Origin of the sequence: Halomonas sp. KM007 (assembly GCF_050709225.1) — a bacterium.
Taxonomy (GTDB): domain Bacteria; phylum Pseudomonadota; class Gammaproteobacteria; order Pseudomonadales; family Halomonadaceae; genus Vreelandella; species Vreelandella hamiltonii.
This window is the reverse complement of sequence record NZ_CP136131.1, coordinates 1,386,707-1,402,104: the sequence shown is the minus strand read 5'-3', so window position 1 is coordinate 1,402,104 and position 15,398 is coordinate 1,386,707. Positions and strand designations below refer to the sequence as shown.

General features: G+C 60.6%; 11 protein-coding genes and 1 tRNA gene. 7 read left to right on the top strand and 5 right to left on the bottom strand.

What is annotated here, in order from left to right:
- Window positions 1-14: 14 nt before the first annotated feature.
- Window positions 15-1,739: a class I SAM-dependent DNA methyltransferase gene (locus tag RVM27_RS06490; protein ID WP_498957616.1), complete on the top strand. Its 1,725-nt coding sequence runs from the start codon at window positions 15-17 to the stop codon at window positions 1,737-1,739.
- A complete protein-coding gene (locus RVM27_RS06485; RefSeq protein WP_498957615.1) occupies window positions 1,736-3,238 on the top strand; it encodes a restriction endonuclease subunit S in 1,503 nt (500 codons plus the stop codon). The genes RVM27_RS06490 and RVM27_RS06485 overlap by 4 nt, the downstream gene beginning before the upstream one ends.
- Window positions 3,239-3,340: 102 nt before the next feature.
- On the opposite strand, the gene RVM27_RS06480 is transcribed toward RVM27_RS06485, so the two are convergent.
- Together RVM27_RS06480 and RVM27_RS06475 are read right to left on the bottom strand one after the other, a co-directional pair.
- Window positions 3,341-3,886 (bottom strand): HD domain-containing protein, encoded by a 546-nt coding sequence (locus tag RVM27_RS06480; protein WP_498957614.1) that lies wholly within the window; start codon window positions 3,884-3,886, stop codon window positions 3,341-3,343.
- A 103-nt stretch (window positions 3,887-3,989) separates the two neighbouring features.
- Window positions 3,990-4,066: transfer RNA gene (locus RVM27_RS06475), tRNA-Met, on the bottom strand.
- A gap of 276 nt (window positions 4,067-4,342) precedes the next feature.
- Between RVM27_RS06475 and phbB the strand changes: the two genes are divergently transcribed.
- Complete coding sequence (gene phbB, locus RVM27_RS06470) at window positions 4,343-5,089, top strand: acetoacetyl-CoA reductase (protein WP_026001958.1); 747 nt, start codon at window positions 4,343-4,345, stop codon at window positions 5,087-5,089.
- Between the two features lie 96 nt (window positions 5,090-5,185).
- On the opposite strand, the gene RVM27_RS06465 is transcribed toward phbB, so the two are convergent.
- Entirely contained in the window at window positions 5,186-7,999 is a 2,814-nt protein-coding gene (locus RVM27_RS06465; protein WP_498957613.1) for a DUF349 domain-containing protein, read from the bottom strand.
- A 181-nt stretch (window positions 8,000-8,180) separates the two neighbouring features.
- Here RVM27_RS06465 and minC point away from each other — a divergent pair, with 181 nt between their 5' ends.
- The 4 genes from minC (at window position 8,181) to sbcB (ending at window position 11,767) form a co-directional block, all read left to right on the top strand.
- A complete protein-coding gene (gene minC / locus RVM27_RS06460; RefSeq protein WP_498940005.1) occupies window positions 8,181-8,927 on the top strand; it encodes a septum site-determining protein MinC in 747 nt (248 codons plus the stop codon).
- Between the two features lie 158 nt (window positions 8,928-9,085).
- Window positions 9,086-9,904, top strand: a complete 819-nt coding sequence (minD, locus tag RVM27_RS06455; RefSeq protein ID WP_081138813.1) for a septum site-determining protein MinD — start codon at window positions 9,086-9,088, stop codon at window positions 9,902-9,904.
- Window positions 9,901-10,152, top strand: a complete 252-nt coding sequence (gene minE / locus RVM27_RS06450) for a cell division topological specificity factor MinE (RefSeq protein WP_016915987.1) — start codon at window positions 9,901-9,903, stop codon at window positions 10,150-10,152. The genes minD and minE overlap by 4 nt, the downstream gene beginning before the upstream one ends.
- Before the next feature lie 121 nt (window positions 10,153-10,273).
- Window positions 10,274-11,767: an exodeoxyribonuclease I gene (gene sbcB, locus RVM27_RS06445; protein ID WP_498957612.1), complete on the top strand. Its 1,494-nt coding sequence runs from the start codon at window positions 10,274-10,276 to the stop codon at window positions 11,765-11,767.
- 13 nt (window positions 11,768-11,780) lie between these two features.
- On the opposite strand, the gene RVM27_RS06440 is transcribed toward sbcB, so the two are convergent.
- Together RVM27_RS06440 and RVM27_RS06435 are read right to left on the bottom strand one after the other, a co-directional pair.
- Window positions 11,781-14,624: a M16 family metallopeptidase gene (locus RVM27_RS06440; protein WP_498957611.1), complete on the bottom strand. Its 2,844-nt coding sequence runs from the start codon at window positions 14,622-14,624 to the stop codon at window positions 11,781-11,783.
- Entirely contained in the window at window positions 14,624-15,310 is a 687-nt protein-coding gene (locus RVM27_RS06435) for an SOS response-associated peptidase (RefSeq protein WP_498957610.1), read from the bottom strand. Before RVM27_RS06435 ends, RVM27_RS06440 begins: the two co-directional genes overlap by 1 nt.
- Window positions 15,311-15,398 lie beyond the last annotated feature (88 nt).

Below are 15,398 nucleotides of genomic sequence, written 5' to 3'. Positions count from 1 at the left end.
CCTTGAGAACACACATGACCAACAACGACATCGTCCAAAAACTCTGGAACCTCTGCGACGTGCTGCGGGACGACGGCATCAACTACTCGGACTACGTCACCGAACTGGTGCTGCTGCTGTTCATCAAGATGGTGCACGAGAACACCGAAGCCGGCACCCTGAAAAAGCATCCGCTGCCGGAAGGCTGCCGCTGGACCGACCTGAACGGCAAATCCGGCATCAACCTGCTGAACGACTACAAACGCATCCTGCTCAGCCTGTCCACCGGCAACGACGGCGACGGCAATCTGGTACACGACGACCCGCTGATCAGCGCCATCTACGCCGATGCCCAGACCCGCCTGCGGGAGCCGCGCCATCTGGAACAGATGATCAAAACCCTGGACCAGATTGACTGGTTCAGCGCCCAGAAAGACGGCCTGGGCGACCTGTACGAAGGCCTTCTGGAAAAGAACGCCAACGAAACCAAGTCCGGTGCCGGCCAGTACTTCACGCCCCGCGCCCTGATCAACACCATGGTGCGCTGCCTGAAGCCGCAACCGGGTGAGCGCATCCAGGACCCGGCCGCGGGCACCGCAGGCTTTCTGATTGCCGCCCACGAATACATCAAAAGCCAGACCGATGACCTGTACGAGCTGAAGGCCGAAGCGAAAACCTTTCAGACCACCAAGGCCTACGTGGGCATCGAACTGGTGCCCGGCACCCGCCGCCTGGCGCTGATGAACTGCCTGCTGCACGGCATGGAAGGGGACGCCGAAGGCGTAGTGCACCTGGGCAACGCCCTGGGCCAGACCGGCGCCGGACTGGAAAAGGCCGACGTGATTCTCGCCAACCCGCCCTTTGGCACCAGCAAGGGCGGCGACGCCAGCATCACCCGGGACGACCTGACCTACAAAACCAGCAACAAACAGCTGGCCTTTTTGCAGCACATCTACCGCAACCTCAAACCCGGTGGCCGCGCCGCTGTGGTGCTGCCGGACAACGTGCTGTTCGAAGCCGGCGTGGGCACCGACGTGCGCCGGGACCTGATGAACAAGTGCAACCTGCACACCATCCTGCGCCTGCCCACCGGCATCTTCTACGCCCAGGGCGTGAAGACCAACGTACTGTTTTTCACCAAAGGCAGCGCCAAGGACAAATACCAGGAAGAGAACTGCACGGAACACGTCTGGGTCTACGACCTGCGTACCAACATGCCCAGCTTCGGCAAACGCACCCCCTTTGGCGACCCACACCTGAAGCCGTTTGAAGCGGTGTATGCCGCACAGGGAAGTGCAAATGTCGCGGGAGGCAGGACGCCGGGAGCGACTGGCGAAGCCTTCACAAAAGTGCTCAGCGAACGCAAAGAGGGCGAATACAGCTTCCATTCCGAAAACATCGAACTGCCGGAACACAGCGACGAAAACGCAGGCATCGACCCACGCTGCCCGACCGCCAGGGATGGCGGAAGTGCCGAGAATGCAGGAGCAATTCTCGGCCACAGCCGCTGGCGCAGCTTCAGCCGCCAGTGGATTGCCGAGCACAAGGGCGACTCACTGGATATTTCCTGGCTGAAGGATAGTGACAGTGTGGATGCCGCCAACCTGCCGGAGCCGAGTGTGTTGGCGGGTGAGGCCATGGGGGAACTGGTTCAGGCGCTGGGCGAGCTGGATGCGTTGATGCGGGAGTTGGGGGCTGAGGAGGAGGCTGATGGGGCGAGGGTGCTAATAACAGAGGCCATCAGTGGGAGCGTGAAATGACAGTAAGCTCAATGCCCCCTCAATGGTCCTCATCAACGCTCAGCGATGTCACCACCATCATTAGAGGAGTGACATACAAGAAGGCCCAAGCCTCTAATCAGCCGTTTACCGGTTCCCTCGCCATTTTGAGAGCGAACAACATCCAAGGCGGGAATGTCATCGCAAAGGATCTGGTGTATGTGCCTTCCGATTTGGTAAAGCCGCATCAACGGCTGCTCAAAGGCGATATCGTGGTGGCAATGTCCAGCGGAAGCAAAGCCGTAGTCGGCAAGACCGCAAGAATAAAAGAGAATTTTGATGGCAGCTTTGGTGCCTTCTGCGGTGTTCTGAGACCTGTGTCGAAGATTATTCCAACCTACTTGGCTTGGTTTACACACTCTCTGGAATATAGAAACCGAATCTCCTCACTTTCGGCTGGTGCAAATATCAACAATCTGAAACCGTCGCACTTTGATGAAATCCAGATCCCGCTTGCACCCCTCGCCGAACAAAAAGTCATCGCCGACAAACTCGACACCCTGCTGGCCCAGGTGGAAAACACCAAAGCCCGCCTCGAACGCATCCCGCAAATCCTGAAACGCTTCCGTCAGTCCGTGCTGGCTGCGGCGGTGAGTGGGCGGTTGACGGAGGAGTGGCGGAATCATAATCCTAACAGCCAGCACCCAGACCCCGCTGAAATCCGACAGTATTGGCTAGAGCAAAGCCGTACCACAGGCAAGAAATACTCGGCACCCGAACCGGCGACTCCTAACTTTGGGCCCAAGCTCCCAGATAGTTGGCTGATGACAAGTATTGGGCAAGTTTTTAACGTCTTTGTAGGATCAACGCCAAGCCGAGGTCGCGAGGATTATTGGAATGGGGACATTCCCTGGGTGAGCAGTTCAGAGGTTGCCTTTTGCAGGATTACGTCAACGAAAGAGACTATCACTGAAACCGGACTTTCAAACGCATCCACAACGATACATCCCCCAGGAACGATCATGCTCGCAATGATCGGCCAAGGACGCACGCGCGGTCAGGTAGCTATATCGGATATACCCGCTTGCCACAATCAAAACACCGCTGCGTTGCGCGTACCACAAGAGTTCGTGATTCCAGATTATCTCTATCACTACCTTACCCAGCAGTATGAAGAAACCCGACGGATTGGCGGCGGAAATAACCAAAAAGCGCTGAATAAACGAGTAGTGCAGTCAATGGACTTTCCACTACCACCATTCGAGGAACAAACCGAAATCGTCCGCCGAGTAGACCAACTCTTCGCCCACGCCGACCGCATCGAGCAACAGGTCAACAACGCCCTGGCCCGCGTCAACAGCCTCACCCAGTCCATCCTGGCCAAGGCCTTCCGGGGCGAACTCACCGAGCAATGGCGCAAGGACAACCCGGAGCTGATCAGCGGGGAGAACAGTGCGGCGGCGTTGCTGGCGCGGATCAAGGCGGAGCGGGCGGCATCGAAGCCAGCGAAGAAAACCCGTCAAAAGAGAACCACTGCATGAGCAGTAGACCCGCCTAGGGTTTGTAAGACAGACGAAGTAAGGCATAAAAAAAGCCGCCACGCGTTAGCGTCGGCGGCAGGCTAATGCTTCTACTCTCTAGCGCTATTGTGCCTGCAACATAGGTGTCTCTGGCCGCCAGAAAACGTTTTGCCCAATCCGGCTAAAGCCCCACTGGCTTTTGCTACGAAACGCACGCTGTTGGTTATCTGTCATGGCGCTTTGCCCATCTGCATCACGAATGTAACGAGCAAGTGTCATGGCGGCTGGCTGGCCATAACGCGCGCCCGGGGAAGCGCATGTCCAGATATGGCGTAAGGTCATCGCAATATCAGGCTCATGTTGGTCTAAATAGGCAAGGCCATAGGCACACGCTTCTAGCGTAAACGCATCGTGGCTACAGAGCTTCCACGCCGCGTTAGCCGTTAGGCTTGCCTTTCGAGTCGTCTTACCAATATCGTGCAACAGCCCCGCTACAAAGCACGTTTCCTGCATCAGGCGCGGCATAGCTGGCTCATTTAAGCGCAGCATGGCAACAGCATTATTCGCGACGTTCAGCGAATGCTCTAGCAACCCACCTGCATAGGCGTGGTGGTAGGTCACGCTGGCGGGTGCATTCAGAAACGCCTCGATACGGTCCTTACGTTCCAATACCCTGGGCACGGTGTGGGCACAATTTGGGCACAGAGCTTTTTGAAATGACAGGCAACAAAAAAGGCAGATCAGTAAGTAACTGATCTGCCTTTCAAAATATTGGTAGCGGGGACCGGATTTGAACCGATGACCTTCGGGTTATGAGCCCGACGAGCTACCAGACTGCTCCACCCCGCATCAACGTGTGGCGTATTCTACGCATTTTTATCGCTAAGTCAACCCCTTCGATAAAACGCTTTTATGCTGGCGGTCATGGTCATCGTGCTGCAACATGGCCAGAGTATAGCTATGCTTTCAATAGGCATAATAAAAAGCATGCTGTCAGCAGGCCGTCTGTACATTCACGCGGCGTGCTGTAAGTGAAAAAAGCGTGAAGGCGCTTATTCAAAGTGGCTTGCGACGCCATAACAGTGCTTACAGTCCAAGCCATTTGTCATATCAGGGAGGTAGTCAATGGCCAATCAAGCCCCCGTCGCCTGGGTAACTGGTGGAACTGGTGGAATCGGAACGGCAATCTGCCGCGCGTTGGCAGATGCGGGTTATTTGGTAGTGGCGGGGTATCACAACCCTGACAAGGCCAAGACGTGGCTGGAAGCGCAGCAGGCCGATGGCTATGACAACATTGCATTGTCCGGTGTGGATTTGTCCGACCACAATGCCTGTGTCGAAGGTGCCCGCGAGATCCACGAAAAGCATGGGCCCATCAGTGTGCTGGTCAACTGTGCCGGTATCACTCGCGATGGCACCATGAAAAAGATGTCCTACGAACAGTGGTATCAAGTCATTGATACCAACCTCAATACGGTATTCAACACGTGTCGCAGCGTGATCGAGATGATGCTGGAGAATGGCTACGGCCGGATCATCAACATCTCTTCCATCAATGGACGTAAAGGCCAGTTTGGCCAGGTGAACTATGCGGCGGCCAAGGCCGGTATGCATGGTTTGACCATGTCGCTGGCGCAGGAAACGGCCACCAAGGGGATTACGGTCAATACCGTGTCGCCGGGCTATATCGCCACTGATATGATCATGAAGATACCCGAGCCGGTGCGCGAGGCGATCCGCGAAACCATTCCGGTGAAGCGCTACGGCACACCTGAAGAGATTGGTCGCCTGGTGGCGTTCCTGGCGGACAAGGAGTCAGGGTTCATTACCGGCGCCAATATCGACATCAACGGCGGTCAGTTCATGGGCTAAGCCCTGCTGTCAGGCACGACGCTTCACAAGAGCGATGTGAAAAACGGGAGGCCATGCGCCTCCCATTTGCGTGAGTGCCGTCTGCTTTGGAGGGATTCAGGGCTGAGGCGGTCTGGCCAGTCGCTGCAGCAGTCGCTCGATTTCAGGCGCTTCTTGCTGCCACAGTTCGCTGGGTAACGGCCCCAGTGCGAGCAGCTCGGCCAGGACGTCATTCAGCTCATCGACGGGGCTGCGCGTTTGATGGATACCGCTGTTGAGCCGCTCGACCTGAATGGCCAGGCGCAGCGGCTCGTCACGTTGATTGACGGTTCCTAGCGCCAGCAACGAAAGATGCACCCTCAGGCGGGCCAGTGACTCTTCCAGAGCGTTATCCTGCGCGGGCGTGCCGGCGGCAAGCAGTGCTCGTCGCGCCTGATTGCGCTGTTGATGAGCGTGTGCAAAGGTCTCGGGTAGCGGCCTGTCCTGCACGTCGGGCACCTCGACGTCAGCAGCAGGCCCGCCTTGCAACGCTTGCTGGTCGGCCTGCAGGTGTGCATGGACGAGTGGCATCAGCGCTTGCCATTGATGCACGGCCTCGGTCATGGCCAGCTGGTTCAGACGCTCGCGTTTGGCGCGCACGATGCCGCCCAAACGGCGCTGCATGCCCTCGCTGCGCCGATGCCTGGGCAGGGGTTCCCACTGTTCGATACGAGAGAGATACTCCTCGAGGGTGCGGGTATCGCTGGCGCGGGTGGGCTGCCAGCTTTCCATTTCATCGATGATCTCCTGCAACTGGTCCAGGGACTGCTGTTGTCGCGTGGCTTGGGCCTGCTTGCGTGCTTCCCGCTGTGCAAACAGCTGGTCGCAGGCGCTGCGGAAGGCTTTCCAGAGGGCCTGTTCCTCACCTTTTGGCGCACGTCCCAGGGTTCGCCACTGCTGTTGCAGCTGTTTGGTGCGCGCAATGCGCGCTTCCAGCGGCTGGGCGTCATCGCTTTGCAGAGCATTGACCTGTTCGATCAGATTGCGCTTTTGGTTGGCAATCTGCTCCGCACGCTGATCGATCAGAGCCTGCAGCCGATGGCGAATCGCGCCAAATCGTCGGCCAATCGCTTCGCTATGCTCGCGTGGTACGGGGGAGTAATGTCGCCACTGAAGACGTGCCTTGTCACGAATTTCTCGTAGCGCGTCCGGGTCGGCATCCTCGGCCGGCTGGGCCAACAGGGTTTCGAGCTGTTCGCAGAGCGCTTCACGGCCACGCAGATTGGCGTCGCGCTCGGCGTCGAGCTGAGCGCGCCAAGGGGCCAGGCGCTCGTGAATCCGGTCGGAGGCGTGGCGAAAGCGTGCGGATTGCTCGCGATTGGCGGCGGCATCTCCCAGCGCTTTCCACTCCTTGACCAGTTGGCGGTGATGGCGGTCCAGTGCCGCTTCGGCCATGTGCTGGTCATCGGCCAGGGCCTCGATGCTGGCGCACAGCTGTTCACGTTTGGGGCCTGCCACGAAGCCGCGCCAGTCCCGCAGTTCGGCCAGTCGGGCGCCTAGCTGCTTGAGTCGGCGCTTGAGGGGTTGGGCCTCGTCGCCGGACAGCGCTTCTATCAGAGGCTTGAGGCGCTGGTGCTGGCGGCTGGCGCTTTTGAACGGGCCGCGCTCCAGCAGATGCTCGAAGCTGTCCAGGTCGGCTGCCAGGGCCTCGAACGAGGGCCCCGAGGGCGGTGAGGCGCTGGTCTTGGGCGTATGTGCCAGCTGTTTTTGCGCCTGGATCAGCAGGGTGGGAGGCGTCAAGGTGGCAGGCCAGTCGCACTGGGTCATCAGTGCGCGGAGCGCCGTGGTGTCATGCTGTACCACCGCTTGTTCCAGTGCGCTGCGTACCGACAGCCAGCGCTGCCAGGCCTCCAGGCAGTGTTCGTACTGCTGCAGCACATGGAAATAGCGCTGCTGGGCAGTCTCATGGGGGGCGTGTTGATCGGAGAGCGCCTGCCAACGCTGGTCCAGAAGCTGTCGCTGGGCGCGCAGGCTATCGATATCCTGAGCCGTCAGGTCGGTGCCGTGGGTCAGGCCTTCCAGCGTTTCTTCGAGCCCGCTCAAGAGCTGATCGCGAGTGTTCTCTACTTCGGCTCTTCTTGCCAGGCTTTGCTGGCGTGCCTGCTCCTGTGCTTCATGGTCTTGCAGCGTTTTGCGGCAACCCAGTACGGCCTGCTGGAAGCGTTGCTCCTGTTCGGCAGTGGCCGGGTGATCCAACTGACGCCATTCCCGCTCGAGGTGGCGAAAGCGACCGCCATAGAGTGGTTCCCAGGGCGCGTGAGCGTGCTTTTCCATTTGCGTCAGGATGTGTTCGCGTTGAGCCAACTGATCGGCCAGCCATTCGGCATCGTCGCGACGCTGGGTGAGCTTTTCCTTGGCCAGCCGCACCACCTGCCGGTCGCGCCGGGCTTCTTTCAACAAGCGCTTGAGGTTGTCTTCGTCGGTGATGCGCTCGGCTGCCTGCTGGCGAACGACCGCCACGCTGTTATGGCAGGCGTGCTCCACCAGTATCTGCTCATCGGTAATCCGCTCCAGGGCGGCCAGGCGCAGGCTCAGGTTGTCGCCTAGGCCAGTCAACGCGTTCAACACTCGTGGGTCGCTCAGCTCGGCCACCAGGGTTTGGCGCGTGGCGAGGTCGGTGCGGCCCTCGGCCCCGGCAAGTCGCTGGCAAAGCGCGTTGAACCACGCCTCATTAGCGGCTTGCCCGGAGTAGCCTGCCATCAAGCCTTTCAGGTCATCCAGCGCCAGCAAAGCGGCCAGTGCGACGTCGGCGTTGTCGTCCCGGGCGAGCGTGACAAGCGCGGTGCGCTGCTCAGGATGCTGCGGGTCCAGCGTGTGAAGTGCCTTGAGACGCACCTCGGGATCGGGGTGTTGCCACCGAGGAGCGAACAGGCGTCGTAACAGTCCGTGCATGGATCATCCTGCCAAGAGGTGCGTAACATGAAAAAAATCAGCCATCGATGAGTAGGTGGTTGCAGTCATCGCCGCTGTCGCTTAGCTTTGCCCTATGGTTGTGAGTTTTCCAGTCAATCACAACCCAAGGCGCGAGATTGCGCTACCCTTATTTTACCTGAACAAGACATGGAGTTCGGCCATGAGCCTCAACGCCAACAGTGCCGACATAGCCTTCACCTTCAAAGGCGGCATGCTGCCGATGACCGTCATGGAGTTGACCAGTGCTGATCCGGAGCGCATCCGGCGTCAGTTGGCAGGCAAGTTGTCGCAATCACCCGCGTTCTTTCAGCATACACCGGTTGTGTTGAGTGTGGAAAAGCTCGATGAGCCGCACCTGGCGCTGGAGCGTATCTGTGCCGTATGTCGCGATCACAAGCTGTTGCCCGTGGCCGTACGCGGAGGCGCCGAGCCGATCCGCCAGTCTGCCTGGGCGCTGGGGCTGGGCTGGTTTGCCCCGGTAGAAGAGGGGCGTGCAAGGGCGTTGGAAAGCGTCGCGCCGCTGACTGAACCAACCCAGGAAGATGAGGAAGAAGCGCTTCAGCCCACGCAAGTGCCGGGGGTTACGCGCCTCTACAGAGGGACGGTGCGCTCCGGGCAGCAGGTAAGCTCTGCCGCAGGCGACCTGATCGTGATTGGCGCGGTGAACGCAGGCGCCGAAGTATTGGCGGCAGGCAGTATCCATATTTACGGTGCCTTGCGAGGGCGTGCCCTGGCAGGTATCCATGGCAATACCGATGCCGGCATCTACTGCCGGGAACTGGAAGCCGAGCTACTGTCCGTGGCGGGCAACTACAAGCGTCTGGAAGATATCGACTCTCAACTGCTGGGGCGGGCAGCTGAGGTGCATTTCATCGCGGAACAGCTGGATATCAAACCTTTGGACTGAGCCGAGTGGCTGAACCGCCGGGCAGAGGCTGATGTTTTCTGCCTAGCGACGCCGCCGTCGCGATCCGTTACAGTACCGCTTTTGACGACATTGATGTTCCCGTTAGGTGAATAGCGCCACGGCGCTCGCCATAAACGACTTCAAGAAGGAAGTGACTCTTGGCCAAAATTATTGTGGTGACCTCTGGTAAAGGGGGGGTCGGTAAAACTACCAGCGCTGCGGCGATTTCGACGGGCCTGGCACTGCGCGGAAAGAAAACCGTAGTGATCGATTTCGATGTGGGGCTGCGTAACCTGGACCTGATCATGGGGTGCGAGCGTCGCGTGGTCTACGATCTGGTCAACGTGATCCAGGGAGAAGCTGGTCTGAATCAGGCGTTGATTCGTGACAAGCGGGTAGAGAACCTGTTTATCCTCCCCGCGTCGCAAACCCGCGACAAGGATGCGCTGACTCAGGAAGGCGTGGAAAAGATCCTGGAGCAGTTGAAGGAAGACTTCGACTTCATCCTGTGTGACTCCCCGGCAGGTATCGAGCGTGGCGCCCAGTTGGCCATGTACTTTGCTGACGAAGCCATCGTGGTGACTAATCCCGAGGTGTCGTCGGTACGTGATTCGGATCGTATTCTGGGGCTGTTGGGCTCGAAAACCCAACGTGCCGAGCAGGGGCTGGAGCCGGTCAAGGAGCACCTGTTGATCACCCGCTACAACCCGTCGCGTGTGACCTCGGGCGACATGCTCACGCTGGAAGACATTCGCGAGATTCTGGCCATCGACCTGTTGGGGTTGATTCCGGAATCCGAAGCGGTGCTGCGCGCTTCCAACCAGGGGGTGCCGGTGACCCACGATGCGGCCAGTGATGCTGGGCAAGCCTACGCCGACACTGTGTCTCGGCTGCTGGGTGAAGAGATGCCGCTACGTTTTCATGAGCTTCAGCGCAAGGGATTGCTGAGCCGGATGTTTGGGGGTAGTCGTCGATGAAACTGCTGGAATTCTTGAAGCGTGAGCGCAAGAAATCCGCCTCGGTGGCCAAGGAACGATTGCAAATCATCGTGGCGCATCAGCGTAGCCAGCGTGGTCAGCCAGACTACATGCCGCTGCTTGAGCGCGAACTGCTGGAGGTCATCCGCCGCTATGTGCACGTGGATGACGATGCCATTCAAATCTCCCTGGACAGTGAAGACAACTGTTCGGTGCTGGAGCTGAACGTGACGTTGCCCAAGAGCTAGGGGCTGGGCGATGTAGCGGCGATAGGCGTCGTGGGTGTGCTAGTCTTGAGCTTTTGTTCCCACCCGACCCGCATGGGCGTTGCCTGTGGGTGGGGGATTTCGCTCAAGGGAGTATGCATTCATGGCGCCATCCCATGCCGCCCCGGCCAGTTTTCTATGGCACGACTACGAGACCTTCGGTGCTGACCCACGCCGTGATCGGCCTGCCCAGTTTGCGGCACTGCGCACTGACGCCGAGCTCAACGAAATCGGCGATCCCATCGAGCTCTACTGCAAGCCCGCCGACGACTACCTGCCGCATCCGGCAGCCTGTCTGATTACCGGCATCACGCCTCAGAAAGCCCGTCGCAAAGGGCTGCCGGAAGCCCAGTTTGCCCAGCAGGTACAGCGCGCCATGAGCGAGCCGGGCACCTGTGTCGCGGGTTACAACAGTCTGCGCTTCGACGATGAAGTCTCCCGCCACCTGTTTTATCGCAACCTGCTCGACCCCTATGCCCGTGAGTGGAAGAACGGCAATTCTCGCTGGGACCTGATCGACGTCGTACGGGCTTTTTACGCGCTGCGCCCGGAGGGTATCGAGTGGCCGCTACGTGACGATGGCGCACCCAGCTTCAAACTGGAGCATCTGACGGCGGCCAATGGCATTGCCCACGAAGGGGCCCACGATGCGGTGGCCGATGTGCGTGCCACCATTGCCTTGGCCAGGTTGCTCAAGACGCGCAATCCCAAGCTGTTCGACTACTTGCTGGGCCTGCGCGGCAAACGGGCGGTGGCCCAGCAGCTGGATTTGCCGAATGCCAAGCCGCTGCTGCATATCTCGCGCCGCTACCCGGCCAGTCGTGGCTGTAGCGCCCTGGTCATGCCCTTGGCCGAGCATCCCACCAACCCCAACGGGGTGATCGTCTATGACCTGAGCGTGGCACCGGACGACCTGCTCTCATTGAGTGCCGAGCAGATTCGTGAGCGGGTGTTCGTCAGCCAGCAGGATCTTTCTGAAGGCGAGGCGCGTATTCCCCTCAAGGTGATTCATATCAACCGCTGCCCGGTGGTCTTTCCAGCCACGGTGCTCAAGGATATCGAGGGTGAGCACAAGGGAGAGTACGGGGCGATTGCTGCCCGGCTGGGCGTCGATATTGCGGCCTGTCGAGGGCACTGGAAAACCCTGCGCGCTGCCGCCGGGGTGGCCCAGAAGGTCAGAGAGGTGTTTGATGCCAAGCATGACGCCTCTCCCCAGGACCCTGACCTGATGCTGTACGCCGGCAGCTTTTTCTCGGCGGCAGACCGCCAGCAGATGGAAAGCGTGCTGGCCATGGAGCCATGGGATCTGGTGGGCCAGCGCTTTGCCTTTCAGGACCCGCGTCTGGAAGAGATGCTGTTCCGTTTCCGCGCCCGTAGCTATCCGGAAACGCTGGAAGGCGATGAGCGTGAGCAGTGGGAAGCTTTTCGCTGGATGCGCATGAACGATCCGGCGTTATCCGAGTTTACCTTGAAAGCGTTTGCCCGAGAAATCGAGCGGTACAATCAGCAGTCGCTGAGTGACCATGAGCGGCAGATACTGGAAGAGCTGGTGATGTACGTGGAGGCCATGATGCCCGCCCAGGCGTTCGACGCCTGAGCGGGGTGGCAGGCTAGCGCTCGTTGAAGGAGGCGCGTGCGTTGCGGTAGGCAGTGATGTCGCTGGGCGCGTCACCTGGGTCGAAGCGGATGTCCAGACGATGGCCGAGCAGCTCGGGCCACAGTGTCTGCAGCGCTTCCGGGGTAACGTCCAGAGCCAGCTCGGCCAGCCGCTCGCGGCGGTCAAACCGAATCTCTTCCAGCGCCGTGGCCTGCCAGTAGCGGTTGGCCATGCCCTGCAGGCTGGTGTCCCGCTGGCGCAGCCGGTCGTGCACGGCCTGACGGTGCGCGGCCAGCTCCTCATCGCTCAGCGCTTCGAGGCGCGCTTGCGCCTGGTGCAAGAAGTCATCCATGCGCTCGGCGATCGTGGCGCTATCCACATCGGGCGACTGAACGATCAGCGCAACCCCCGGTGCTTCCAGTAGCGGCGAGTAGCCTGCATTGACGATATAGCCCAGCTGCTCTTCGGTACGCAGCTGCTGGTAGAACGGCGTATCCAGCCACTGCGCCAGGACGCTGAGTCGTGCCTGCTCTTCGAGGCTCTGATCGCGCCCTTGCAGGTAGCGGAGTACCAGCGACTCTTCACGGGTGCTGTGAGGCTGTAGCGTGGTGGCGTCATTGGCCACCCGCAGCGGCTGCAGGGTGGGAATGTCGTCACGGCTCAGACGTGGCGTCAGGGCGCCGCGGATCAGACTGGCCTGCTCCCGTGCCTGGTCGGCGGTCAGGTTACCCACGGCCATGGCATCGATGTACAGATTGCCCAGGAAGCGGCGCCGGAAGTTGTCCAGGTGCTGTTTCTCCAGGCGCTGGCTTGCTTCCAGCAGCTCGGCACTGGACCACTGCGGGGTCAGCAGGGCTTCGCCCAGCGCGCGGCTGGCCTGTCCGGTGAGCGATGCCTGCGGTGCATTACGCCACTCGCGTTGCAGCTGGTAGCGCACGCGCTCGAAGGCACTTGCCGAAATGTCGGCCTGCTGGAGCTGCGCAATGGCCTGCTCGATCAGCGGCGTTTGCCCATCCCGCCAACCCGAAAACGACAGCGTGATGCCGCGTGCATGGGGGTAGGCGCTGAAGGCTTGCCCTGCCAGCCAGGCGGGGTAGAGTGATTCGTTGAGGCTGTCGTTCAGCCAGCTGGCCAGCAGGCGTGTCAGCACCGCTTCTTCGGCTGAGTAGCTGGCGCTGGGGTGCTGCAGGCTGACCCGCCATTCGACGCTGGGCGTGTTGAATCGACTATCCTGCATGTGCCAGGCGGCAAAGGTCTCTGTGTCGATGAGCGAGGAGGGGCGCTCGTCCTGGCCGGGCTGCAGCGTCAGGTCTTCGGCAATGAAGGGGTTGGGTTCTGCCAGCGCCAGGCCCTCCAGGGCCCGGCCCGGCTGTGCAGGCTTCTGCTCGCGCCACTGGGTATTGAACCAGGGCGAGACCTGTTCGCTTTCGATATCCGGGGCGGAGTAGAAGCGCAGCATGTTCTGAGGCGTCAGCGCATCCAGATACTCCTGCTGACGCTCGCTATCCATGCCATCCATGCGATACGGCGCGTATTGCACGTCTTCCACGGGGTAGCGCGAAAGGCTCATGGCTAGGCGCGTGGCTTCCTGTTGGGGCGCGCCGTGCTGCTGGAAGCGGAAGGCCTGCTCGCTCAACCGCTGCTGTTCCTCATAGCGCCATTCGGCCAGGCCCTCTTCACGAATTTGCTCGATGGCGGCGAAGAGGGTGGCTTCGATGTCGTCCAGCCGCTCGGCCCCGGCGGGGGTCAGGCTGATGGAGACGGTGAACAGGGCGTGGTTGCCGTCACCGCGGCCCACGCCGGCGGATAGCCCGTCGGCCAGTCCTGCCTGGCGGAGCACGGCCAGTAAGCTGCCGTCGCTCTCGTCACCCAGCAGATGAGACATGAGCTGGGTGGGCTTGGTGCGGTACTCGTCCGTGGGGTCTGGAATCGGAAAGTAAAAGCGCAGCTGACGGCGATCCTGCAGCGATTGACGCTCGATATAGCGGGGGAGCGTGTCCGAATCCACCAGCGGTGCATCGATTACCGGCACGCTGAGACCGTGATCCGGGATCTCGGCAAAGCGCTCGACCACCAGGCTTTCCAGCTCGTCCAGCGGCTGGGGAGCGACCACGGCCAGGTTCATCACATTGGCATCGTAGTAGCGATGATAGAAGTCGATCACCCGCTCACGCAGCGTCGCCTCGCCCTCTGGCGGATTGGCCAGGGTGTCACGGCTGCCCACGGCAAAGCCGGTGGTGGCGTTCGCTGGGTTGAGCAACTGGTTCAGGACGTCGTTCTCGCGCCGCGACTCATCACGTATGCGCGCCATGTACTCGGAGTGGACGATATTGCGTTCGCTCTCCAGCTGGTCGGCATTGAACAGCGGTGAGAGGAAGAATTCGCTGAAACGATCCAAGGCGCCGGGCAGTGCCGAGGGCGCGACATCGAAGAAGTAGTTGGTGTCCTGCTGGGCAGTGAAGGCGTTGTGGGAGCCCGCATTATCGGAAATGAAACGCTGGTAGGCATCCGACTGGGGGTAGGGTTCGGTGCCCAGAAACAGCATGTGTTCCAGGAAGTGCGCCAGCCCCTGCAGGTCTTCCGGGTCTTGTGCACTGCCGACCCGCACGTTCATGGAGGCCGCCGCCTTGTCGGCGCTGGGGTCGCTGACCAGCAGCGCCTGTAGGCCATTTTCCAGCGTCAGTACCCGGTAGTCACGCTCGTCGAAGGGGCTGACGGTGGGGGTCACGATGTCGGCAATGGGGCTCTCTTCGGCCCAGGTGGCGGGCAGTGCCCCCCAAAGTAGCCCTGTAGACAGGCCAAGGACGATGTGCCGCGCAGCAAGGCGCGGCGGGTAAGCAGGGATGAGTCGCAGCATTACAGCTCCTGTGGCACGGTCCAGCGCAGCATGGGCCCAACGGGATGCGCGCAGGAGGGTGACTGAAAGGCAGGGTTGTTCACATGCCTTGATACCGGAAAAGCGCCCAACAGTTCCAGAGGGGCCGGCATCAATAGCGGTGTCAGTTGGTCGGGGTCGGTGTTCGGGTCCAGCCATGTCGATACGTCTTCGGGGGCGATCACCACCGGCAGGCGGTCGGTCAGCGGTGACAGGCAGGCATTGGCCGGCACGCTGATCAAGGCCGTCGAGTCGGTAAAGGTCGTCAAGGTGGTGTGATAGCGGCACCAGAGGGCGCCCAGCAGAAGGGGCGCGCGCTGCACGTGGGTCACCAGATAAGGCTGCTTGTTGCGCGCCTGAGGCTTCCAGACATAAAAGCCGCTCACCGGGATCACGCAGCGCCGGGCGTTGAACGCCTCCTGAAACATGGCGCGTTTGCTCAGGGTTTCGGCCCTGGCACAGTGGGGGGCGTGGTCGAGCACTTTCAGCCAAGGGGGGGTAAGGCCCCAGAACAGCGGTGCCAGCGTCATGCGACCCTGTGCCATGCGAATGGCAGAGACGGGCTGGCGCGGGGCCATGTTCGGCGACTCGATCAGCGGCGCCGCCGAGGCCAGCTCCGGCAATAGACGAGCGAGCGGTAAGCGCTGTACGTGTAGGCGTCCCGTCATGCGGTCTCCTCGAGTGCAACGCGGTCGCTTGACTGCCACTGGGCAAGGTCAAAACGGTGTCAGCGGTGTGAATACGTTAAATGCCGTG